Source organism: Xylophilus rhododendri (assembly GCF_009906855.1).
In the GTDB taxonomy this organism is placed as follows: domain Bacteria; phylum Pseudomonadota; class Gammaproteobacteria; order Burkholderiales; family Burkholderiaceae_C; genus Xylophilus; species Xylophilus rhododendri.
The window spans coordinates 2,368,760-2,390,579 of sequence record NZ_CP047650.1 but is presented as its reverse complement, the minus strand read 5'-3'; the positions used below and the strand labels follow the sequence as shown (position 1 = coordinate 2,390,579).

At 69.5% G+C, this 21,820-nt stretch carries 22 protein-coding genes; 12 read left to right on the top strand and 10 right to left on the bottom strand.

The window, feature by feature from the left end:
* Nucleotides 1-10: 10 nt before the first annotated feature.
* The 5 genes from GT347_RS11045 to GT347_RS11025 are packed head-to-tail and all read right to left on the bottom strand — an operon-like array spanning nt 11 to nt 5,331.
* Nucleotides 11-976, bottom strand: a complete 966-nt coding sequence (locus tag GT347_RS11045) for an ABC transporter ATP-binding protein (protein WP_160551998.1) — start codon at nt 974-976, stop codon at nt 11-13.
* The gene (locus tag GT347_RS11040) at nt 973-1,986 is read right to left on the bottom strand and encodes an ABC transporter ATP-binding protein (protein WP_160551997.1); all 1,014 of its coding nucleotides are present in this window, start codon (nt 1,984-1,986) and stop codon (nt 973-975) included. Before GT347_RS11040 ends, GT347_RS11045 begins: the two co-directional genes overlap by 4 nt.
* 1 nt (nt 1,987) lies before the next feature.
* Nucleotides 1,988-2,818, bottom strand: coding sequence for an ABC transporter permease (locus tag GT347_RS11035; protein WP_407704149.1), 831 nt, complete (start codon nt 2,816-2,818; stop codon nt 1,988-1,990).
* A gap of 5 nt (nt 2,819-2,823) precedes the next feature.
* Nucleotides 2,824-3,765: an ABC transporter permease gene (locus GT347_RS11030; RefSeq protein ID WP_160551996.1), complete on the bottom strand. Its 942-nt coding sequence runs from the start codon at nt 3,763-3,765 to the stop codon at nt 2,824-2,826.
* Nucleotides 3,766-3,774: 9 nt separating this feature from the next.
* Nucleotides 3,775-5,331: an ABC transporter substrate-binding protein gene (locus GT347_RS11025; protein WP_160551995.1), complete on the bottom strand. Its 1,557-nt coding sequence runs from the start codon at nt 5,329-5,331 to the stop codon at nt 3,775-3,777.
* Between the two features lie 165 nt (nt 5,332-5,496).
* Here GT347_RS11025 and GT347_RS11020 point away from each other — a divergent pair, with 165 nt between their 5' ends.
* Nucleotides 5,497-5,898 (top strand): RidA family protein, encoded by a 402-nt coding sequence (locus GT347_RS11020; protein ID WP_160551994.1) that lies wholly within the window; start codon nt 5,497-5,499, stop codon nt 5,896-5,898.
* Between the two features lie 24 nt (nt 5,899-5,922).
* Here the strand turns inward: GT347_RS11020 and GT347_RS11015 are convergent, their stop codons facing one another.
* Nucleotides 5,923-6,834, bottom strand: coding sequence for a LysR family transcriptional regulator (locus GT347_RS11015; RefSeq protein ID WP_160551993.1), 912 nt, complete (start codon nt 6,832-6,834; stop codon nt 5,923-5,925).
* Between the two features lie 148 nt (nt 6,835-6,982).
* Between GT347_RS11015 and GT347_RS11010 the strand changes: the two genes are divergently transcribed.
* From GT347_RS11010 to GT347_RS10990, 5 genes are all read left to right on the top strand, one after another.
* Entirely contained in the window at nt 6,983-8,257 is a 1,275-nt protein-coding gene (locus GT347_RS11010; RefSeq protein ID WP_160551992.1) for a gallate dioxygenase, read from the top strand.
* Between the two features lie 53 nt (nt 8,258-8,310).
* Nucleotides 8,311-9,297, top strand: coding sequence for a Bug family tripartite tricarboxylate transporter substrate binding protein (locus GT347_RS11005; RefSeq protein ID WP_160551991.1), 987 nt, complete (start codon nt 8,311-8,313; stop codon nt 9,295-9,297).
* Nucleotides 9,298-9,347: 50 nt separating this feature from the next.
* On the top strand, nt 9,348-10,403 hold the full coding sequence (locus GT347_RS11000) for a porin (protein WP_160551990.1): 1,056 nt from the start codon (nt 9,348-9,350) through the stop codon (nt 10,401-10,403).
* A 56-nt stretch (nt 10,404-10,459) separates the two neighbouring features.
* Nucleotides 10,460-11,293, top strand: coding sequence for a substrate-binding domain-containing protein (locus GT347_RS10995; protein WP_160551989.1), 834 nt, complete (start codon nt 10,460-10,462; stop codon nt 11,291-11,293).
* 184 nt (nt 11,294-11,477) lie between these two features.
* Complete coding sequence (locus tag GT347_RS10990; RefSeq protein WP_160551988.1) at nt 11,478-12,536, top strand: porin; 1,059 nt, start codon at nt 11,478-11,480, stop codon at nt 12,534-12,536.
* Nucleotides 12,537-12,544: 8 nt separating this feature from the next.
* Here GT347_RS10990 and ligK read toward each other — a convergent pair whose 3' ends face one another.
* From ligK to GT347_RS10975, 3 genes are read right to left on the bottom strand one after another with little or no spacing between them, the layout of a single operon-like run.
* Nucleotides 12,545-13,228: a 4-carboxy-4-hydroxy-2-oxoadipate aldolase/oxaloacetate decarboxylase gene (gene ligK / locus GT347_RS10985; protein ID WP_160551987.1), complete on the bottom strand. Its 684-nt coding sequence runs from the start codon at nt 13,226-13,228 to the stop codon at nt 12,545-12,547.
* The gene (locus tag GT347_RS10980; protein ID WP_160551986.1) at nt 13,221-14,249 is read right to left on the bottom strand and encodes an amidohydrolase family protein; all 1,029 of its coding nucleotides are present in this window, start codon (nt 14,247-14,249) and stop codon (nt 13,221-13,223) included. The genes ligK and GT347_RS10980 overlap by 8 nt, the downstream gene beginning before the upstream one ends.
* A gap of 32 nt (nt 14,250-14,281) precedes the next feature.
* Entirely contained in the window at nt 14,282-15,283 is a 1,002-nt protein-coding gene (locus GT347_RS10975; RefSeq protein ID WP_160551985.1) for a Bug family tripartite tricarboxylate transporter substrate binding protein, read from the bottom strand.
* A 119-nt stretch (nt 15,284-15,402) separates the two neighbouring features.
* On the opposite strand from GT347_RS10975, the gene GT347_RS10970 reads away from it, so the two are divergent.
* Complete coding sequence (locus tag GT347_RS10970) at nt 15,403-16,119, top strand: substrate-binding domain-containing protein (protein ID WP_160551984.1); 717 nt, start codon at nt 15,403-15,405, stop codon at nt 16,117-16,119.
* An 8-nt stretch (nt 16,120-16,127) separates the two neighbouring features.
* Here GT347_RS10970 and GT347_RS10965 read toward each other — a convergent pair whose 3' ends face one another.
* Nucleotides 16,128-17,108 (bottom strand): tripartite tricarboxylate transporter substrate binding protein, encoded by a 981-nt coding sequence (locus GT347_RS10965; RefSeq protein ID WP_160551983.1) that lies wholly within the window; start codon nt 17,106-17,108, stop codon nt 16,128-16,130.
* 101 nt (nt 17,109-17,209) lie between these two features.
* Here GT347_RS10965 and GT347_RS10960 point away from each other — a divergent pair, with 101 nt between their 5' ends.
* The 5 genes from GT347_RS10960 (at nt 17,210) to GT347_RS10940 (ending at nt 21,759) form a co-directional block, all read left to right on the top strand.
* Nucleotides 17,210-17,974 carry an IclR family transcriptional regulator gene (locus tag GT347_RS10960; protein ID WP_160551982.1) on the top strand — a complete coding sequence of 255 codons (765 nt, stop codon included), beginning with the start codon at nt 17,210-17,212 and terminating at the stop codon, nt 17,972-17,974.
* A 45-nt stretch (nt 17,975-18,019) separates the two neighbouring features.
* Nucleotides 18,020-18,682 carry a GntR family transcriptional regulator gene (locus tag GT347_RS10955; protein WP_160551981.1) on the top strand — a complete coding sequence of 221 codons (663 nt, stop codon included), beginning with the start codon at nt 18,020-18,022 and terminating at the stop codon, nt 18,680-18,682.
* A 57-nt stretch (nt 18,683-18,739) separates the two neighbouring features.
* Nucleotides 18,740-19,729, top strand: a complete 990-nt coding sequence (locus GT347_RS10950) for a tripartite tricarboxylate transporter substrate binding protein (protein ID WP_407704148.1) — start codon at nt 18,740-18,742, stop codon at nt 19,727-19,729.
* 37 nt (nt 19,730-19,766) lie between these two features.
* On the top strand, nt 19,767-20,816 hold the full coding sequence (locus GT347_RS10945; RefSeq protein WP_160551980.1) for an isocitrate/isopropylmalate dehydrogenase family protein: 1,050 nt from the start codon (nt 19,767-19,769) through the stop codon (nt 20,814-20,816).
* Nucleotides 20,817-20,913: 97 nt separating this feature from the next.
* Entirely contained in the window at nt 20,914-21,759 is an 846-nt protein-coding gene (locus tag GT347_RS10940) for a DNA/RNA non-specific endonuclease (protein ID WP_229722833.1), read from the top strand.
* The last annotated feature ends 61 nt before the right edge of the window (nt 21,760-21,820 follow it).

Genomic DNA, 21,820 nt, shown 5'->3' with positions numbered 1-21,820 from the left:
AGTGTCTTGGTCAGGCTTGCAGCATCACCTCGGGCCGCAGGCAGGCGGCCCAGCGGCCGGGCAGCACTTCCCGCGGTTGCGGCACCTGCTCGGCGCAGAGGGCGATGGCATGCGGGCAGCGGGTGCGGAACACGCAGCCCGAGGGCGGCGAGATCGGGCTGGGGATGTCGCCCTTCAGCGCCACATGCTCGTGCGGCACGGTGGGGTCGGGCCGCGGGCTGGCGGCCAGCAGGGCGCGGGTGTAGGGGTGCAGGGGGCGCTCGAACAGCTCCTCGGTGCGGGCCACTTCCATCACCCGGCCGAGGTAGAGCACCACCACCCGGTCGCAGAGGTACTCCACCACGTCGAGGTCGTGCGAGATGAAGAGCATGGTCAGCTGCAGCCGTTCGCGCAGGTCGGCCAGCAGGTTGATCACCTGCGACTGGATGGACACGTCCAGCGCCGACAGCGGCTCGTCCGCCACGATGAATTCCGGCTCCACCGCCAGCGCCCGGGCCACGCCGATGCGCTGGCGCTGGCCGCCGGAGAACTCGTGCGGAAAGCGGTCGGCATGCTCGGCGCGCAGGCCCACCATCTCCAGCAGCTCGGCGATGCGGCGGGCGCGTTCGCCCTTGCCCTTGGCCAGGCCGTGGGTGGACAGGGCCTCGCCGAGGATGGCCGAGATGCGCATCTTCGGGTTCAGGCTGGCGTAGGGGTCCTGGAAGATGATCTGCAGCTTGCTGCGCAGGCGGCGCATGCCTTCGCCCGACAGGCCTGCGATGTCCTCGCCGCGGTAGAGCACCTCGCCGCCGCTGCGCTCCACCAGGCGCAGCAGGGTGCGGCCGATGGTGCTCTTGCCGGAGCCGGATTCGCCGACCAGGCCCAGCATCTCGCCGGGCTGGATGGCGAAGGAGACATCGTCCACCGCGCGCACCGGGCGGTCGGACTTGCCGAAGTACTTCCTGAGGTTGCGCACCTCGATCAAAGGAGCGCTCATGCTGCCACCTCCATCGACGGCACGCGGATGCAGCGCGCCTGGGTGCCGGGGCCGGTGGCGACCAACGGCGGCACCGCGGCGCGGCAGGCGGCTATCGCCAGGTCGCAGCGCGGCTCGAAGGCGCAGCCCGGCGGCGGCGCCAGCGGGCTCGATACCTGGCCGCGGATGGCGAAGAGGCGCCTGGGCCGCGGCTGGCCCGGCAGCCGGGCGCGCGCCGGCAGGCAGGACAGCAGCCCGCGGGTATAGGGATGGGCCGGCTCGGCGAACAGCGGCCGCACCGGCGCGGACTCGACCACCCGGCCGGCATACATCACCGCCACATCGTCCGCATGGTGGGCCACCACGCCCAGGTTGTGGGTGATGAAGAGGATGCTCATGCCGGTCTCGGCCTGCAGGCGGCGCATCAGCATCAGGATCTGCGCCTGGATGGTGACGTCCAGCGCGGTGGTGGGTTCGTCGGCGATCAGCAGGGTGGGGTCGCAGGCCATGGCCAGGGCGATCATCACCCGCTGGCGCATGCCGCCGGAGAGCTGGTGCGGGTATTCGTGCAGGCGCTGGGCGGCGGCGGGGATCTCCACCAGGTCCAGCATGCGGCGCGCGTCGGCCAGCGCCGCGGCGCGGCCCAGGCCCTTGTGCAGGCGGATGCTCTCGGCGATCTGCTCGCCGATGGTGAACACCGGGTTCAGGCTGGTCATGGGCTCCTGGAAGATCATGGCCAGCTGGTTGCCGCGCAGCGCGCGCATCTCGCCTTCCGACAGCGAGAGCAGGTCCACCATGCGGCCTTCGCGGGTGACGAAGTTCGCGCGGCCGGTGACCCGGGCGTTGGCCGTCTTGGGCAGCAGGCGCATCAGCGTCAGGCTGGTGACCGACTTGCCGGAGCCGGATTCGCCGACCAGGGCGGTGGTCCTGCCCGGCTGGATGGAGAAACTCACATCGGCCACCGAACGGACCAGGCCGCCGGGGGTGGGAAAGGAGGTCGAGAGATTCTCGACGGTCAGGCGTGCGTCCATCTCAGCCGGCCTTCTGCAGTTTGGGGTCGAGCAGGTCGCGCACGCCGTCGCCCAGCAGCTGCAGCGACAGGGCGGTGAGGATGATGGCCACGCCCGGGAACAGCACCACCCAGAAGGCCTGGTGCGCGTACCGCTGGCTGCCGGCCACCATGGTGCCCCAGGTGGGCACCTCGGGCGGCACACCCACGCCCAGGAAGGAGAGCGAGGCCTCGGCCAGGATGGCGTAGGCGAAGATGAAGGACAGCTGCACCAGGATGGGCGAGAGCAGGTTGGGCAGGATGTGGCGCCACAGGATGCGCGAGGTGCGCACGCCCAGCGCCCGCACCGCTTCCACGAAGAGCAGCTCGCGCACCACCAGCGTCTGCGCCCGCACCACCCGCGCCACGCGCGGTGTGTAGACCAGCACCAGGGCCAGCACCACGTTGAACAGCGTCGGCCCGAGGATGGCCACCAGGGCGATGGCCAGCAGGATGTCGGGGAAGGACATCATCGCGTCCACCAGGCGCATCAGGGGCGTGTCGAGCCGGCGGAAGAAACCCGCGAACAGGCCCAGCGCCGTGCCCAGCACCACCGCGCCGGTGGCGGTCAGCGCGGCGATCGCCAGCGAATAACGCGCGCCGTACATGATGCGTGCCAGCAGGTCGCGGCCCAGCTCGTCGGTGCCCAGCAGGTGTTCGCCGCCGGGTCCCTTCAGGCGCTGCAGCACGGCGGTGTCGTTGGGGTCGAAGTCGGTGAGCCAGGGCGCGGCGATGGCCGCCAGGGTGATGAGCACCAGCAGGATGCTGGCCACCATCACGATGCGCCGGTGCATGAGTTGCCTGAGGAAGCGCATGGGAATCAGGCCTTCACGCGGGGATCGACCACCGCATAGAGCAGGTCGACCGCGAAGTTGATGAGCACATAGATGCCGGCGATCACCAGCAGCGCGCCCTGGATCACCGGATAGTCGCGCCGCAGCACCGCGCCCACCACCAGGTTGCCGACGCCGGGCAGGCCGAAGACCGTCTCGGTGACGACCGCGCCGCCGATCATCAGCGCCACCGTCAGCCCCAGCACGGTGACGATGGGCACCAGCGCATTACGCAGCGCATGCTTGAGCACCACGCTGCGTTCTGCCAGGCCCTTGGAGCGGGCGGTGCGCACATAGTCCTCGCCCAGGATGTCGAGCATCGAGGCCCGGGTGAAGCGGATGATCAGCGCCGAGTTCAGCAGCCCCAGCACGGCCGCCGGCAGCACCAGCGCATGCAGGCGTTCGGCCAGCGGCGCGTCCGGCGCTCCGTAGCCCGACACCGGGAACCAGCCCAGCGACACCGCGAAGCACTGGATCAGCACCAGCCCCAGCCAGAAGCTGGGAATGCTGGCGCCCAGCATGGCCACGCCGGTCACCACCTGGTCCAGCAGCCGCCCGCGGAACACGGCCGACAGGATGCCGCAGGGAATGCCGATGGCCGCCGCGATGGCCACCGCCATCAGCGCCAGCAGCGTGGTCGGCTCGGCGCGTTCGGCCAGCGCCTGGGTGACCGGGCGCTGCAGGAAGATCGAATCGCCCAGGTTGCCGTGGGCCAGCTGGCGCAGCCAGTAGCCGAACTGCACCGGCAGCGGCTTGTCCAGGCCGTACTGCACCTTGACCCGGGCCACGTCGGCGGCGGTGGCCTGGTCGCCCAGCAGCACCGACACCGGGTCGCCCGATGCGGCCCGCGTCAGCACGAAGACGATGACCGCCACCAGGGCCAGCACCATCGCCATGCCGGCGAGCTTGGAAAGCAGGAACTTCAGCATGGACGCGGCTTACTGGATGCGGGTGTTCCAGAAGAAGGGCCAGGCCGAGGGCTTGTAGTTGGCCAGGGCCGGGCTGGCGGCCGACAGGCCGTTGAACTTGCCCACGTTGATATAGGGCACCTCGTCGTACACCACCTGCTGCACCTTGCCCCAGAGCGCGCCGCGCTTGGCCGGATCGGGCTCGCGGTTGAAGGCGGCCAGGGCCTGCTGCTTGGCGGTCGAGGACCACCAGCCCGGCGCGCCTTCGCCCAGCTGCGGCGGCGAGAGCATGGGCTCGGGGAACTGGCCGCTGTGGGTCACGTAGATGTCCCACAGGCGGGCGTCGTTGCGGCGCTGCACCAGGGTGGCCCAGTCGACCACGTTCAGCTCCACCTTGAAGCCGGCGCGCTTCAGCTGCTCGGCCAGCAGCAGCGCCATGTTGTAGTGGAAGTCGTACTGGCGCGAGGCCATCACCCGGACCGGCTCGCCCTTGTAGCCGGCCTTCTCGGCGACGGCCTTGGCGGCCTTGGCATCGCGCTGGTTGTAGTGCTCGGTGCCGGCGGTGGAATAGAAGGGCGAGCCCTTGGGGAAGTGATTGCCTTCGGCGATGAAGAAACGGGTGTCGCCGAAGCCGGCGGCCAGCATCTCGCCCTCGCCGATGGCGGCCTGGATGGCCTGGCGCACGCCCTGGTTGGCGGCCACGCCTTCCTTGGTGTTGAGCACCAGGTAGGGGAAACCGAAGGAGGGCGTGAGGAAGGGCACCGTCTTGCCGCCGCTCTTCTCCAGGCGCGAATAGGCCTCCACCGGCAGCAGGTCGGCGAAGTCGTACTGGCCGGCCAGCGCGCCTTCCACCCGGGTGCTGGTATTGGGCACCGGCACGAAACGCAGCTCCTCGATCAGCGCCTCGCGTTTGCCGCCGTAGCCGTTGGCGGCATCGGCGCGCGGGCTGTACTTGTCGAAGCGCGACAGCAGGATGTAGGCATCCGGCTTGCGCTCCTTGAAGCGGTACGGCCCCGTGCCCACGAAACTCGCCAGCGGCGTGGCGATGGATTCCTTGGCCATGATGGCCGCCATGCCGCTGGGCAGGGCCAGCTGGGCCAGCAGCGGCGCATAGGGTTGCTTCAGCTGGATCACCACGCCGAGCGCGCCCTTGGTGCTGATCTTCTCCACCTCCTGGCCCACCGACTTGCCGCGCGGCGACTGCTCGATCCAGCGCTGCAGGCTGGCCACCACGTCCTCGGCGTTTAGCTCGCGGCCGCTGTGCAGGTGGATGCCCTTGCGCAGCGTGATCTCGTAGGTGCGCGCATCGGCCGACACCTTGGGCTGGGACTCGGCCAGCATGGGCACCACGTTCCAGCGGGCGTCGAAGGTGTAGAGCGTCTCGAACACGTGCTGCATGATGGTCGCCACCAGGTCGGCGGTGGAGGCCATCGGATCCAGCGTCTGCGGCTCGCCCACCATGGCCAGGGTGGCGTAGTTGCGCGGGCCCTGGGCCAGGGCGCCGGTGGAGGCCAGGCCCAGGCCGGCGGCGAGGGCGACGGCGCCATGCACCAAGGTGCGACGGGCGAGCAGGAAAGCGTGCGACATGGGGAATCTCCAGCGTGGGGCTTGCACCAGAATTGTGAAATTAATTTTCACTTTCGACGAATATCGCCGAGGCTTGCAGACTTCGTGCCAGGGAAATCCCGGAATCGCAGTGGTTTTGATGAAATAGAATTTCATTTTTAAACCGCTGACCAGACGGAGCCTTCCATGCCTCTCGAATACCTGGGCGTTCCGCCCGTCGCTTCCGACCGCCAGGCGCGGCCCTTCTCGCCGGCCGTGCGCGCGGGTGATTTCGTCTATGTTTCCGGCCAGGTGCCAGTGGATGCCGGCGGCGAGATCGTCACCGGCGGCATCGAGGCCCAGACCCGCCAGGTGATGGAGAACGTCAAGGCCGCCCTGGCCCTGGCCGGTGCCACGCTGGACGATGTCTGCAAGAGCAACTGCTGGCTGGACGACGCGCGCGACTTCGGCGCCTTCAACCGCATCTACCTGTCCTACTTCCCCAACGGCAAGCCGGCCCGCTCGACCACCGAGGCGCGGCTGATGATCGATGCCAAGGTGGAGATCGACGTCATCGCCTACAGCCCGGCATCCGCGGCTCGCGGCTGAGGCCGGTCGACCGGCCCGGGCCGCTCAATCCTGGCTGCCGGTCGGCCGGGCCTGGTGCGCCGCCCGGTGCAGATGCGAGATCAGGTGCCGCACCAGCGCCCGGGTCGCCACGTCGCCGCGGGTGATGACACCGATGTCGAGATCGAGCCCGCGTTCCTCGGTCCGGATCACCGAGATGAAATGCCGCGACACCGGATGCAGCGCGATCTGCTCCGGCATCAGCGCCACGCAGTCGGTGCTGCTGACCACCGACAGCAATGACAGCGTGGAGTTGACGATGGCCCCGGCCCGCGGCGCTGTCAGGCCCTCGCGTTCGAACCACTGGCGCGCATAGCCGGTGGCGGCGTTGGCGCCGGTGTAGACCCAGCGCGCCGGCTGCAGCTCGGCCAGCCCGCGCGCCGACAGCCAGGCGCTGCCGATGCGGGCCACCGGCACCATGGTGGTCTTCATCAGCGGCTCGACGATGAATTCGTTGCGCGGCAGGTCGGCCGGCACGCCGCCCACCATCAGGTCCACCTCGCCGGAGCGCAGGCGCTGCAGCTGGGCCACGTAGAGTTCCTCGCTGACGCGGATCTGCACCTCCGGAAAACTCTGGCTGAAGGTGCGCAGGGTCTCGGGCACCAGCAGCATCACCGCCAGCGGCACCGCGCCGATGTGCAGCTGGCCGACCATGTCGCCGCCAAGCCGGCGCACCGCGTGGGCGGCATCCTCGAACTCGCGCAGCGCCTTGGTGGAATGCTCGTAGACCACCCGGCCCTGGGCGGTGGCGCTGACGCCGCTGGTGGTGCGCATCAGCAGCGGCGCGCCCATCTCCAGCTCCAGCTCGCGCACCAGCTTGGACAGCGCCGGCTGCGAGATGCCCAGCCGGCGGGCGGCCGAGCGCAGGCTGCCTTCCTCGATGGCGGCCATCAGGCCCTTGATGCTGGTCAGTTTCATGCGGGCGATGCTATCGGCGATGGCCTGGATGTCCCAGGGCGATAACGCCAGGTTCTCGCCCCTTCGAACGCGCTATCTACCGGGCCGCGCCGGGTGTCCAGACAATCGCGCCGCAACCACCAGCAGGCGCCGCGGCGCAGGGGAACACATGGCCAGAATCATCGGAGGCATAGGCGCCTCCCACACGCCCACCATCGGCTTCGCCTTCGACCGCGCGAGCGAGGACGATCCCCAGTGGGGCCCCGTCTTCGCCGCCTTCCGGCCGGCGCGCGAATGGCTGGAGGCGCAGCAGCCGGACGCCATCGTGATGGTCTACAACGACCATGTCACCTCCTTCTTCTTCGACCACTACTCGGCCTTCGCGCTGGGCATAGGCGAGCGCTACGCGGTGGCCGACGAGGGCGGCGGCGCCCGAGCCCTGCCGCCGATCGCCGGCCACGGCGCGCTGGCCCGGCATATCGGCCGCAGCATGGTGGCCGAGGAGTTCGACCTGTCCTTCTTCCAGGACAAGGCGCTGGACCACGGCTGCTTCTCGCCCCTGTCCATGCTGTGCCGCCACCAGCCGCAGTGGCCGGCGCCCATCGTGCCGCTGCAGGTCGGCGTGCTGCAGGCGCCCGCGCCCTCGGCCCGGCGCTGCCTGAAGTTCGGCCGGGCGCTGCGCCGCGCCATCGAGAGTTTTCCCGAGCCGGATCTGCGGGTGGCCATCGTCGCCACCGGCGGGCTGTCGCACCAGGTGCATGGCGAGCGCTCCGGCTACAACGACCAGGACTGGGATGCCCGCCTGCTGGACATGGTGCAGAACGATCCCGACCGCCTGGCCGAGCTGACCCTGGGCGAATACGCGGGCCTCGGCGGCTACGAAAGCGCCGAAGTGGTGATGTGGCTGGTGATGCGCGGCGCGCTGTCGGCCAGCGTGCGCTGCGTGCACCGCTCCTACACCCTGCCTTCGATGACCGGCATCGCCACCCTGGTGCTGGAGAACCAGGCCAGCGCGCCGGTCGCCGGCGAGCTGGGCCGGCACCAGGAACTGATCGCCCGGCAGCAACAGGGTCCGGAGCTGGCGGGCACCTATCCCTTCGACCTGGAGCGCAGCGTGGGCTCCTACCGCATCGGCAAGTTCCTGCACGGGCTGATCCAGCCGGCGCGGCGCAAGGCCTTCCTGGCCGACGAGGAAGGCGTGCTGGCGGCGGCCGATCTGTCGCCGCGCGAGCGCGAGCTGATCCGCCAGCGCGACTGGCAGGGGCTGATCCGCTACGGCGTGATCTTCTTCCTGCTGGAGAAACTCGGCGCCGTGGTGGGCGTGCCCAACCTGGAGATCTACGCGGCCATGCGCGACGAGCCGCTGGAAGCCTTCCTGCGCACGCGGCAGGTGCCGCTGAGCTATTCGGTGGCCGGCGCGGCCGAGGAGCAGCGCGACACCTGAACCCACGCCGGTCCGGCCGCGGACCACCCGATTCCACAAAACAAGAGAGACATATGAAACACGACAAACGCCAATTCTGCGGAGCACTCGCCCTCGCCGCGCTGGGCCTGGCCACCGGCCCGGCCGCCCATGCCCAGGAATTCCCCAGCCGGCCAGTGCGGCTGATCACCCCCTTCCCGGTCGGCAGCGGCCCGGACGGCCTGGCCCGCCTGCTGGCCGACCGGCTGAGCCGCGCCTGGGGCAAGTCGGTCATCGTGGAGAACCGGCCGGGCGGCAACGGCTTCGTCGCCATCGACGCCTTCAAGCGCGGCGCCACCGACGGGCACGACATGATCCAGCTGGACAACGTGCACCTCACCGCCTATCCGCACCTGTTCAAGAAGCTGCCCTACGACCCGGCGCGCGACTTCGACGTGCTGCTGCCGCTGAACAAGGCCTACTTCCTCTTCACCACCGCGGCCAATTCGCCCTACCGCAACCTCAAGGACCTGATCGCCGACGCCAAGGCGCGGCCGGGTCAGCTCAACTACGGCTCCTGGTCGGTCGGCAATCCGGTGCACCTGGGCTCGGCGCGCTTCGCGGCGGCCACCGGCACCGACATGGTCCACCTCGTCTTCAAGGAGACCAGCCAGCTCTACACCTCGGTGGCCAACGGCGATCTGTCCTTCGCCATGGGCTCCAGCGGCTCCACCCTGCCGCTCTACCAGGCCGGCAAGATCCGCTACCTGGCGGTGGCCGCGCCGCATCGCCTGGCGGCCCTGCCCGAGGTGCCGACCATGGCCGAGGCCGGCGGCCCGTCCGACTTCGAGGTCAGCGGCTGGACGGCCCTGGCCCTGCCGCCCGGCCTGCCCGCCGCGGTGACCGAGAAGGTGCGCCGCGACGTCGCCGCCGCGCTCACCGACCCGGCCATCCTGGCCAAGTACACCAGCTTCGGCTACGAGCCCTTCGTGATCGCGCCGGCGGCCTTCGGCCAGTACATACGCGACGAGTCGGCCACCATGGGCCGGGTCATCCAGCAGACCCGCGCCTCGCTGGACTGAAGCGCCGGCCGCCCAGCAGAAAAAAAGATTCACCACCCCGAGGAGACAACATGAAAGTCACGAGCAAGGCCCTGCGGGCCGGCGCAGCCCTGGTCGCCACCGGCGCACTGAGCGGCAGCGGCTGGGCGCAGAGCAGCGTCGACATCTACGGCAGCCTGGACCTGGGCTTCTATTCCAAGCAGCTCAGCGGCGAGTCGCGCACCCAGACGCTGAGCAGCGGCCTGATGAACGCCTCGCGCTGGGGCATACGCGGCACCGAGGACCTGGGCGGCGGCCTGAAGGCCCGTTTCGACATGAGCAGCTACATCCGCGTGGACACCGGCGAATACGGCCGCTCCGCCACCGATGCCTACTGGGCGCGCTACTCCTGGGTGGGCCTGGAGAACCAGGCCGGCACGCTGCGCCTGGGCCGCATCTCCACGCCCAACTTCATCACCACCATCCGCTTCAACCCCTTCGCGGATTCCTCGCTGGGCCCCGTCTTCATGGCCACCTACCTGCCCAGCGCCGCCCAGCCGCTGATGACCAGCCACGGCGTGACCGACTCGGCCTGGAGCAACAGCATCGCCTACAACACGCCGAGCTGGAACGGCTGGGAAGGCGCGCTGCAATACGCCATGTCCGAAGGCACCACCTCGGGCCGGCGCTTCGGCGGCAGCGCCAGCTACCTGAGCAGCGGCCTGTCGCTGGCCCTGTCGGTGGAAAGCCTCTCGGGCATGGCGCTGAGCTACTCCAAGCCGCCGGCCGTCATCAACGTCAACACCGACCGTGCGGCGCAGCTCGCTGCCGCCTACGACTTCCAGGTGGCCAAGCTCTTCGCCCAGTACCAGCGCAGCAAGCTCGAAGCGCCGGGGGTGGACATCACGCTGGGCACCGCCCAGGTCGGTGTGTCGGTGCCCATCGGCGCGGGCAAGGCCCTGGCCAGCTATGCCCACACCAACAAGGAGCAGACCGCGCTGGCCGACGTGAAGCGCCAGACCGTGTCGCTGGGCTACGACTACGCGCTGTCCAAACGCACCGACCTGTATGCCGTGCTGCTGACCGACAAGGTCAGCGCCACGGCGCGCGGCAACGGGCTGGCCCTGGGCATCCGGCACAACTTCTGAGGACTTAGCATCCGGCTTTCCCACAACAGCCCCGGCCGCCCGGCGCCGGATGCAACATGAAGACAAGGCCCTTGCTCCATTCCTCCACCCCCGTCACCCGCCGCGCGGGCCTGCTGCTGGGCCTGTTCGTGGCCGGCCTGGCCGGTTGCGCGGCCCCGCCGCCGCGCACGCCGCACGAGGTCACCATGATGACCTCCGGCGCCTTCGCCGCCACCGCGGCCGAACTGCAGCCGGGCTACGAGGCCAGCAGCGGCGACCGGCTGCACATCGTCTATGGCTCCTCGATGGGCGGTGCGTCGGATTCCATCCCCGCCCGCCTGGCCCGCAACGAGCCGGTGGACGTGGTCATCCTCGCCCGCGGTTCGCTCGACGAACTGGTCGCCCAGGGCAAGGTGGTGCCCGGCAGCCAGGTCGACCTGGTGCATTCGCTGATCGGCTTCGCGGTGAGGAAGGGCGCACCCAAGCCCGACATCGGCAGCGTGGCTGCGGTGCGCGCCACGCTGCTGGCGGCGCCCTCCATCGCCTATTCGGCCAGCGCCAGCGGCACCTATTACCAGAACGAGATGCTGAAGAAGCTCGGCATCGAGGCCGAGGTCAAGCCCAAGAGCAAACGCATCCTCAGCGAGCGGGTGGGCACGGTGGTGGCGCGCGGCGATGCCGAGCTGGGGCTGCAGCAGGTGAGCGAGCTGCTGCCCATCCCGGGCGTCGATTTCGTCGGCGTGCTGCCACCCGAGCTGCAGCGCATGACGGTCTTCTCGGCCGGCATCTCCACCTCGGCGCGGGACGTGGAAGGGGCCCGGACGCTGATCCGTTATTTCGCATCGCCCGCGGTCGTGCCGGTGTTGAAGCGCAACGGGCTGGAGTCGGCCACGGCGGCCAAGGCGCCCTGAGCGGCGCGCGCCGACGGCGGGGTTATCCCTTGGAAATTCCGCCAGCCGGAACGGTCTTGCCGGCGCTCCCGGCCCTCTTCGATACTGCCTCGCCGCCGACGCCAAAAACCACAAAACACAGGCGTCACCCCAGCGGCAAGAGGGGCCCCCGCAAGGGGCCGGACCATCACCGAGGAGACAGACCATGACCAAACGACTGATCGCCACAGCGCTGCTGTGCCCCATCGCCGTGTGCGCGCAGAGCAGCGCCACCATCTACGGCATCGCCGACCTGGGCGTGCGCCACAGCTCCGGCCTGAGTGCCGGCCATGCGCCCGACCCCGGCAACACCAATGCCGTGACCAGCGGCGTGAACAACACCAGCCGCCTGGGCTATCGCGGCAGCGAGGACCTGGGCGGCGGGCTGAGGGCGCTGTTCAACCTGGAGACCGGCCTGAACGTGGATGCCGGCACCACGGTCAACACCGCCAAGTTCTTCGACCGCGCATCGGTGCTCGGCCTGGGCGGCGGCTGGGGCACGCTGCTGGCCGGCCGCCAGACCAATCTGCTGGCCGATGCGATCTCGCCGGTCGATGCGGTGGGCATGCGTTTCGCCAGCTTCAACCCCAACATCGTCACCACCGCCGTCAGCACCCACGGCCTGGGCGTGGAGTACGGCACCAGTGGCGCCACCACCGGCTCCTACCGGCTGGACAACTCGCTGAAGTACGCCGGCCGTTTCGGCGGCTTCACCGCCAAGGCCATGTACAGCTTCGGCGAGACCAGCAATGCGGCCTCAGCCAAGTCGTCCACCGGCCTGGGCGGGCAATACCAGATCGAGCAGTTCGTGGTCTCGGGCGCCTGGCAGAAGTTCAAGTCGGCCAACTACCTGGACCTGGACGCCGGCACCCTGGGCGCCGCCTACCAGTTCAAGAGCGTGAAGCTGGCCGCCAACTACGGCCGCAACAAGGGCCAGACCACCGGCACCGCCAGCACGGTGCAGAAGGTGGCCTCGGCCGGCGCCACCTGGGCGGCGACCCCGGCGGTGGACCTGACCGCGGCCTATTACAAGCTCGACCGCAGCCGCACCGGCGCGGCCGACGACGGCTATTCGCGTGTCATCCTGTTCGCCGAATACAAGCTCTCGCGCCGCAGCAAGCTGTATGCGCAGGCCGACTACACCGACTGGAAGAACGGCTACCAGGGCAGCGGCAACAAGGCCAGCGGCACCGGCGCCACGCTCGGTGTGATGCACACCTTCTGAGCGCCGGCTCAGTCGATGTAGTGCAAGCCGGCCTTCTGCAAGGCCGGGCGCATCTCGTACATGTCGAGGCCTAAAACGCCGCTGGCCAGCCGGTCGCGTTTTTCCGCTTCCAGCGATTCGCGTTTCTCGGCCTTCTCCAGCGCGACCGGGGCCAGTTGACGCGGCACGCAGACCACGCCGTCGTCATCGGCCACGATGGCATCGCCCGGCTGCACCAGCATGCCGGCGCACACCACCGGGATGTTGACCGAGCCCAGGGTGGACTTCACGCAGCCCTTGCTGCTGATGGCCTTGCTCCAGACGGGAAAACCCATCTCCTGCAGCACCCGCACGTCACGCACGCCGGCGTCGATCACCAGGGCGCGGGCGCCGCGCGCCTTGAAGCTGGTGGCCAGCAGGTCGCCGAAGAAACCGTCGGTGCTGGGCGCGCTGAGCGCGGCCACCACGATGTCGCCGGGCTGGATCTGCTCGGCCACCACATGCAGCATCCAGTTGTCGCCCGGATGCAGCAGCACCGTGACCGCCGTGCCGGCGACCTGCTGGCCCGGGTAGATGGGGCGCATGTAGCTGGCCAGCAGGCCGACGCGGCCCATGGCCTCGTGCACCGTGGCCGAGCCCAGCGGGGCCAGGCGGTTCACGGTGGCGGCATCGGCCCGCTCGATGTTGCGATAGACGACTCCGAGTTCATGCATGGCTGGCTTTCTTCAGTTGGCGGTCGAGGCGGGGGAAGACGCGGCGGGCATTGCCTTCGTAGACCTGCTGGCGTGCTGCGGCATCGAGCGAGGAGGCCTCGATGTAGCGCCGGGTGTCGTCGAAGTAGTGCCCGGTCTGCGGATCGATGCCGCGCACCGCGCCGATCATTTCCGAGGCGAAGAGCACGTTCTTCACCGGGATCACGTTCGTCAGCAGGTCGATGCCGGGCTGGTGGTAGACGCAGGTGTCGAAGAAGACGTTGTGCAGCAGGTGCTCGTCGAGCAAGGGCTTCTTCATCTCCTGCGCCAGGCCGCGGAAACGTCCCCAGTGGTAGGGCGCCGCGCCGCCGCCGTGCGGCACGATGAAACGCAGGCTGGGGAAGTCCTTGAACAGATCGCCCTGGATCAGCTGCATCACCGCCGTGGTGTCGGCATTGAGGTAGTGCGCGCCGGTGGTGTGGAAACAGGCGTTGCAGCTGGTGCTGACATGGACCATGGCGGGGATGTCGAACTCCACCATCTTTTCGTAGATCGGATACCAGTGCCGGTCGTACAGCGGCGGGCTGGTCCAGTGGCCGCCGGAGGGGTCGGGGTTGAGGTTGATGCCCACGCAGCCCAGTTCCTTCACCGCGCGTTCCAGCTCGGGAATGCAGGTGGCCGGGTCCACGCCGGGCGACTGCGGCAGCATGGCGGCGGCGGCGAAGCGGTCCGGGAACAGGCCGGCCACGCGCGAGCAGAGGTCGTTGCAGATGGCGGCCCAGGTCGAGGAGACCTGGAAGTCGCCGATGTGGTGGGCCATGAAGCTGGCGCGCGGGCTGAAGATGGTGAGGTCGATGCCGCGCTCGTCCATCAGGCGCAGCTGGTTGGAGGCTATGGATTCGCGCAGTTCGTCGTCGCTGATCCGCAGCTCGGAGACGGGCGGCGCGGTCGTGCCGTCCTGGAAGCTCTGCACCTGGCGGTTGCGCCAGGCTTCCAGGGCCTTGGGCGCGGTGGTGTAGTGGCCGTGGCAATCGATGATCATGGTCTGTGTCCGTTGGGGGATTTGGCGGATTGTCAGTCGACGGTGACCTTGGCCTTCTTCACGACATCGGTCCAGCGCAGGACCTCCTTGTCGATCAGCTGGGCAAAGGCCTGCGGCGTGGTGGGTGTGGGCTCGGCGCCTTCGGAGGCCATGCGTTTGGCGACCTCCTGCGAACTCAGCGATGCATTGATCTGCTGGTTGAGCCTGGCCACGATGTCCGGCGGCGTGCCGGCCGGTGCCACCAGGCCGTACCACTGGTCGGCCTCGAAACCGGCGGTGCCGGGCACGCCGGTCTGGGCCACGGTGGGCACATCGGGCAGGGCGGCCAGGCGCTTGTCGCTGGACACGGCCAGCGCACGCATCTTGCCGCTCTTGATGAAGGGCAGCAGCGCGGGCGCGCCGGTGAACAGCATCTGCACCTGGCCGGCCAGCAGGTCGTTGATGGAAGGCGCCGTGCCGCGGTAGGGGATGTGCAGCGCCGACGTGCCGGTCTGCAGCTTGAGGTATTCCATGGTGATGTGCGCCGCGCTGCCATTGCCGCCCGAGCCATAGGACAGTGCGCCGGGTTTGGACTTGAGCAGGGCCACCAGCTCCTGGAGGCTGCGCGCCGGCACCGAGGGATGGACCACCAGCACGTTGGGCACCCGCGCCACCCAGGCCACCGGCGCGAAATCATGCGTGGGCCGCAGGTTCAGCTTGGGATAGAGCGAGGGATTGACCGCCAGCGTGCCGGTATGGCCCATGAAGAGCGTGTAGCCGTCGGCCGCCGAACGCGCGGCCCGGTCGGTGGCGATGGTGCCGCCGGCGCCGGGCACGTTCTCCACCACCACCGGCTGGCTCAGGCTGTGGCCCAGCTCGGTGCCGATGGAGCGGGCCAGCAGGTCGGCGGAGCCGCCGGGCGTGAAGGGCACCAGGATGCGGATCGGCTTGGACGGATAGGCCTGGGCCTGCGCCAGCACGGCGCTGCCGGCGAGCGCGCCGCCCAGCAGGGCGCCGCAGAAGTCGCGGCGATGAAGGATGCGGGATGGGTGCATGGTTCTCTGTCTCCTGTTCGTTTGCGGGTCAGCATAGGCGGGGCCTGCGGCCCTCACAAGATCGTTCCGCTGCATGGAACGCGGGCGGTTTTGCCGGGCGCTGGCGGTACAACCGCGGCATGAATCCTTCCGACTCCCTGCCCCCGCTGCGCTGCATTTCGTCCATGGCCACCCGGCAGCTGCTGACGCGGCTGGCGCGGCAGTACCGGCAGGCCACGGGCATCGAGGTAGCGCTCGAATCGGTGGGCGGCGTGGATGCCGCGCGGCGCCTGGCCGCGGGCGAGGCCTTCGATGTGGCGGTGCTGGCGTCGGATGCGGTGGCGGGCCTGGTGGCCTCCGGCCATCTGGCGGCGGGCAGCGAGGCCGTCGTGGCGCTGTCCGGCCTGGCCGCGGCCGTCGCCGAGGGTCGGCCCGCGCCGCGCACCGATACGCTGGCGCAGCTGCTGCGGCTGCTGGGAGAGGCGGGCGCCATCGGCTACTCCACCGGTCCGAGCGGCAAGGCGCTGCTGGAGCGCTTGCGGCAATGGGGTGTGCTGGAGGCCTTGCAGCCCCGCCTGGTGCAGGCGCCGCCCGGCCAGCCGGTGGCGGCCATGGTGGCCCGGGGCGAGGTGGACATCGGCTTTCAGCAGCTCAGCGAGATGGTCCATTCGCCCGGCATCGCCTTGCTGGCGGAGCTGCCGCCCGAGGCCCGCATCGTCACCGCCTTCACGGCGGCCGCGTGCGTGCCCTCGCCGCGTTCCGACGAGGCGTGTGCATTCATCCGATACCTTTGCGGCGCGCAGGCAGCAGAGGCCAAGCAGGAGGAAGGCATGTCGCCTGCGCCGGTCGGGTCCTGAGCGCCGGATCAGTCCGGCTGGATGTTGGCCGCGCGGATCACACGCTCCCACTTGGCCGACTCGCTCTTGAGGAAATCCGCCGCCTGCGCCGGGCTCGACGGCGTGATGACCGCGCCCAGGCCGTTCAGGCGATCGCGCACGGCCGGGTCGGCCAGGGCCTTGCGGGTCTCGGTGTTGAGGCGGGCCACCACGTCGGCCGGCGTGCCGGCCGGGGCCAGCAGGGTCCACCACACCGTGGCTTCGAAGTTGGGCAGGCCGGCCTCGGCCATGGTCGGCACCTTGGGCAACATGGGCGCGCGCTGGTCACCGCTGACGGCCAGGGCCTTGAGCTTGCCCGACTGGAGATGCGGCAGCACCTCCAGCGGATTGAGCAGCATGAAGGACAGGCGGCCGGCGATCAGGTCGATCAGCGCCGGCGAGCCGCCCTTGTAGGCCACGTGCACCGCGTCGAACTTGCCCACCGATTCCAGCAGCGCGCCCGCCAGGTGGCCGGAGCTGCCGTTGCCGGCCGAGCCGTAGGTCATGGAGCCCGGCTTGGCATGCGCTGCTGCTATCAGCTCCTGGACCGTGTTGTAGGGCTCGGACGCGGCCGTCACCAGCACCAGCGGCGCATAGCCCAGCTTCGAGATGGGCGCGAAATCCTTCAGCCCGTTGAAGCCCAGCTTGGGATAGAGCGTGTTGTTGGTCACCACGCCGTTGGCCGCCACCAGCAAGGTGTAGCCGTCGGCCGGCGAACGCACCACGTTCTCGGTGCCGATGTTGGCGTTGGCGCCGGGCTTGTTGTCGATGATGACCGGCTGGCCCATCTGCGTGCCCAGCTTCTCGCCGACGCTGCGGCCCACGGTATCGACCGCGCCGCCGGCGGCAAACGGCACCACCAGTCGGATCATCTTGTTGGGATAGGCGCCCTGGGCCGAGACGGATGTGGCGAGCAGGGCGAGCAGCACGGGCGCCAGGTTGCGGCGCACGCGGGTGAGGGTGGTGTACATGTCAATCTCCTTTTCCCTGAGCTTAGGAAGCGGACCGAGACGGCACAATTGCGTTTTGCCTGGTGGAACGGTTTCCCCTGGGAAAACCCTGGTCCTGCTCGATGATCCCCACCGATTCCAGCGCGCCGGCCGCCAGCGCGGACAACGTCAACGCCGTCACCCGCTCCCTGGGCATCCTGGGCGCCTTCGGCATGACCGACTCGCACCTGTCGCTGGCCGAACTGGCGCGGCGCACCGCGGTGCCCAAGCCCACCGTGCTGCGGCTGGCGCGCACGCTGGCGCAGTCCGGTTACCTGGTGGCGCTGGAAGGCGGCGCCTGGCGCCTGGGCCCGGCGGCGGCCCGGCTGGGCGCGCAATACCAGCGGGCCTTCGACCTGCGCAACCTGATCGAACCCGCCCTGCAGCAGCTGGCCGACGACACCGGCCACAGCACCTCCTTCTTCGCCCTGGAAGACAAGCAGCGGGTGCGCCTGCTGCGGGTGCGCGGCAAGGACGGCTTCGTCAGCCCCACCCGGGTGGGCGAGCCGCTGCCGCTGGAAAAAGGCGCGGCCGGCCAGGTGATCCTGGCCTTCTCGGGCGGACGCGGCCACGCCCTGGCCGCCATCCGCGAGCGTGGCTGGCACCTGACCGTGGGCGAGGCCGATGCCGGCTCTGCCAGCATCGCCGCGCCGGTGTTCGTGGGCTCGCGCAGCCTGCTGGGCGCGGTGAGCGTGGCGGCACCCGCAAACGAGAAGGCGGTGGCGGAACTGGAGCGCCACTCGGCCGGCCTGGTGAAGGCGGCCGGCGCGCTGTCGCGGGCCTTCGGCAGCACGCTGATCAAGGCGGGGGACCGGGTGATGGTGCGCTCGCTCTGGTATCCGGAATGAGGCGCGGCATTGCATCTGCATATTTATGTATGCAAAAATATGCAGATGCCGATCACCCGAGACAAATCGCAGGCGCAGGCCGCCTACCAGCGCATCAAGCACAACATCCTCACCGGCCGCTTCAACCAGCAGACCCGGCTGCGCGAGCTGGAAGTGGCCGAGCTGCTGGGCCTGGGCCGCACGCCGGTGCGCGAGTCCTTGAAGCGCCTGCAGGATGAAGGCCTGCTGACCCAGGAGCCCCGGCGTGGCCTGGTCGTCACCTCGCTGGATGCCCAGGCGGTGCACGAGCTGTACGCCATGCGCCAGGTGCTCGAAGGCGCGGCGGCGGCCTTCGCGGCCCAGCACGCCACGGCCGCCGAGATCGCCAACATGGCCTCCATCCTGGCCGACGCCGAGGCGGGCGGCGAGCCGGTGGCGCTCAACCTGGAATTCCACGAGGCGATCTACGCGGCGGCGCACAACCGGCACCTGATCCGATCGCTGCAGTCGATCACCGATTCCACCTACCTGCTCGGCCAGAGCACCCTGGCCTCGCCCGAGCGGGCGCAGGTGGCCAACGCCGAGCACGCCGCCATCCTCGACGCCTTCCGGCGCCGGGATGCCGAGGCCGCCCGCGCGGCAGCCGAATCCCATATCCAGCAGGCGCTCTCGGCGCGCCTGCGCCTGCTGCGCCAGCGGCAGAAAGAGGCCGCAGAGCCCCGGTCCTGATACCGCCGCGCGTCGGCCAAGCCACGCGCCCCAGATTCAAACCAACGGAGACTTTCGATGTTCGATTCCATTCTCGGGAGCCGCAAGGCCGCCCGCCGCACCCTGCTGGCCGCCGGCTTCTGCGCCATGGCCTTGCCGGCCGCCGCGGCCGAGCCCTATCCCTCGCGCCCCATCACCCTGATCGTGCCCTTCGCCGCCGGCGGCGGCACCGACACCATCGCCCGCGACCTGGCCAAGACGCTGGGCGAGAAGCTCGGCGTGGGGGTGGTGGTGGACAACCGCGGCGGTGGCGGCGGCATCATCGGCGCGCAGTCCGTCGCCAAGGCCACGGCGGACGGCTACACGCTGCTCTTCGCCACCTCCACCTTCGTGACCAACGCGGTGACCTCCGCCACGCCCTACAAGGTGGACCAGGACTTCACCCCCATCGCCATGCTGGGCCGCGGCCCGCTGATGGTGGTGGCCAGCAAGGAACTGGGCGTGCACGACGTGGCCGGCCTGATGGACGCCGCCCGCAAGCGGCCGGCCGGCCTGGACTTCTGCTCCGCCGGCCCCGGCAGCATCAACCACCTGGCCGGCGAGCTGTTCAAGCAGAAGACCCAGCTCAACCTGACCCATGTGCCCTACAAGGGCAGCGGCCCCGCCACGCTGGACCTGCTGGCCGACCGGGTGCAGCTCTTCTTCGCCACCGTGCCGACCATCCTGCCCTATGTGAAGGAGGACAAGGTCTCGCTGCTGGCGGTGACCGGCGCCACCCGCTCGCCGCTGTATCCGCAGGTGCCGACCATGATCGAGTCGGGCGTCAAGGGCTTCGACATCACCACCTGGTGGGGCGTGCTGGCGCCGCCCCGCATGCCTGCCGCCCTGGTCGCCCAGCTCAACCAGGCCATCAACCAGGCCGCCGCCAAGGGCGCGGTGAAGGACCGGCTGAGCAGCGAGGGCGCCGAAACCTACAGCGGCAGCGCCGAGGATTTCCGCAAGGTGCTGGGCACCGAGCTGAGCAACTGGCGCGCGGTGGTCAAGAACGCCAACCTCAAGCTGCAGTGAGCGGCCAACCCTTTTCCTTTCTTCCCCAAGGCATCCCATGAAAATCGTAGTTCTGCCCGGTGACGGCATCGGCCCGGAAACCATGGCCGTGGCCGTCGATGTGCTGGAGACCGTGTCCGCCCGTTTCGGCCTGGGCATCACCCTCGACCACGACGTGGCCGGCCACGCCAGCATGGAGCAATACGGCGCCACCGTGCGCCCCGAACTGCTGGACAAGGTCAAGGCCGCCGACGCCCTCATGCTCGGCCCGGCCTCGGCCTACGAGTACCCGAACCAGATCAACGCGTCGAAGCATTTCCGCAAGGGCCTGGACCTCTACGCCAACATCCGCCCGGCCCGCACGTATGCCGGCATGGACCACCGTTTCGGCGAGTTCGACCTGGTGGTGGTGCGCGAGAACACCGAGGGCTTCTACGCCGACCGCAACATGGAGTCCGGCGGCAGCGAGATCCTGGTGACCAGGGACGTGGCCATCTCCATGCGCCGTATCACCCGGGTCTGCTGCGAACGGATTGCCCGCTCGGCTTTTGAGCTGGCGATGACCCGCCGCAAGCACGTCACCATCGTGCACAAGGCCAGCGTGCTGAAGATCTGCGACGGCATGTTCGTCGATGTCTGCCGCGAGGTGGCCAAGGACTATCCGGAAGTGGTGGTGGACGACGTCATCGTCGACGCGATGATGGCCCTGGTGGTGCGCCACCCGCAGCGCTACGACGTGATCGTCACCACCAATATGTTCGGCGACATCCTGTCGGACCTCACCTCGGAGCTCTCGGGCAGCATCGGCCTGGGCGGCTCGCTCAACGCCGGTGCCGATGCCGCCATGGGCCAGGCCGCCCACGGCTCGGCGCCGGACATCGCCGGGCAGGACATCGCCAATCCCTTCTCGCAGGTGCTCTCCGCCGCGCAGCTGCTCGGCTGGTATGGGCAGAAGCAGAACGACGCGCGCTTTCTGCAGGCATCCAAGGCCATCGACGAGGCCGTGGCCGCAGGCATCGCCGCGGGCGAGGCCACCCGGGACGTCAGCGGCAGGCTGGGCACCAAGGCCACCGGCGCGGCGCTGGTCAAGCGCCTGCAGCAGGCCTGAGCTTGCGCTGAGCTGAAACCGGAGCCGTCCTTTCCGATCGTCCAGTGTTTCTTGTATCTCGAACAAAGATGCTTGTATTCCCTGAGATGATCGATGGATGGCAAAACGGAGAGGGCAGGCCAGGAGCCTGAAGACAGGGGCCGTCACCGTCGCGCGCCGGCTGGGGCTGGCGCTGGTGATGGGCGTGGTGGCGATGCTGCAGGTGCCGGGCTGCGGCGTGACGCCCTTCGAGGCGGCGCCGGGCAACCCGGCGGTGGCCAAGGCCGGCGGCGCGACGCCGGGCGCCGGCGCCTTCGAGCAGTGCCTGCAGCATTTCCCCGGCTTCGTGCCGGCGGTGGCCTGGCCGGGCCAGCAGCGGGCGTTGTGCTTCGAGGGTTATGCGGTGCTGCATTCGGGCCAGAGCAAGACGCCGGTCTATTCGGTCGAGCGGCTGACGCAGGCGAGTGTCGCGGCCGCCAAGGGCGTGAAGCGGGTCGACCATTTCTATCCGGAGGCGCGGCTGCCCTCGGCCGATCGCGCCCAGCTGGCCGACTACAGCGGCAGCGGCTACGACCGCGGGCACATGGCGCCAGCCGGCGACATGGCGACCGATGCGGCCAAGGCGCAGTCCTTCTCCCTGGCCAATATGGTTCCGCAGGCACCCGAGCTGAACCAGCGCGACTGGAACCAGATCGAGCAGGCCACCCGCAAGTACGCGGCGCGGGCGGGCGACGACGTGTTCGTCTTCACCGGCCCCGCCTTCAGCCAGCGCCCTTCGACCGTCGGCCCCGGCAAGGTCTGGGTGCCCAGCCACACCTGGAAGGTGGTGTACGCCCGGGGCGAGCGCCGCGTCTGGGCCTACTGGATGGAGAACTCGGCCGGCAAACACAGCCCCAAGCCCATCAGCTACCAGGAGTTCACCCAGCGATCCGGCATCCGACTGTTACCCGATTCCCAGGGCTAGTACCCGAAGACGCGCTTGCGGCGTTCGATAATCGCCGGCTGGGCTGCCTGGCGATCCGCCG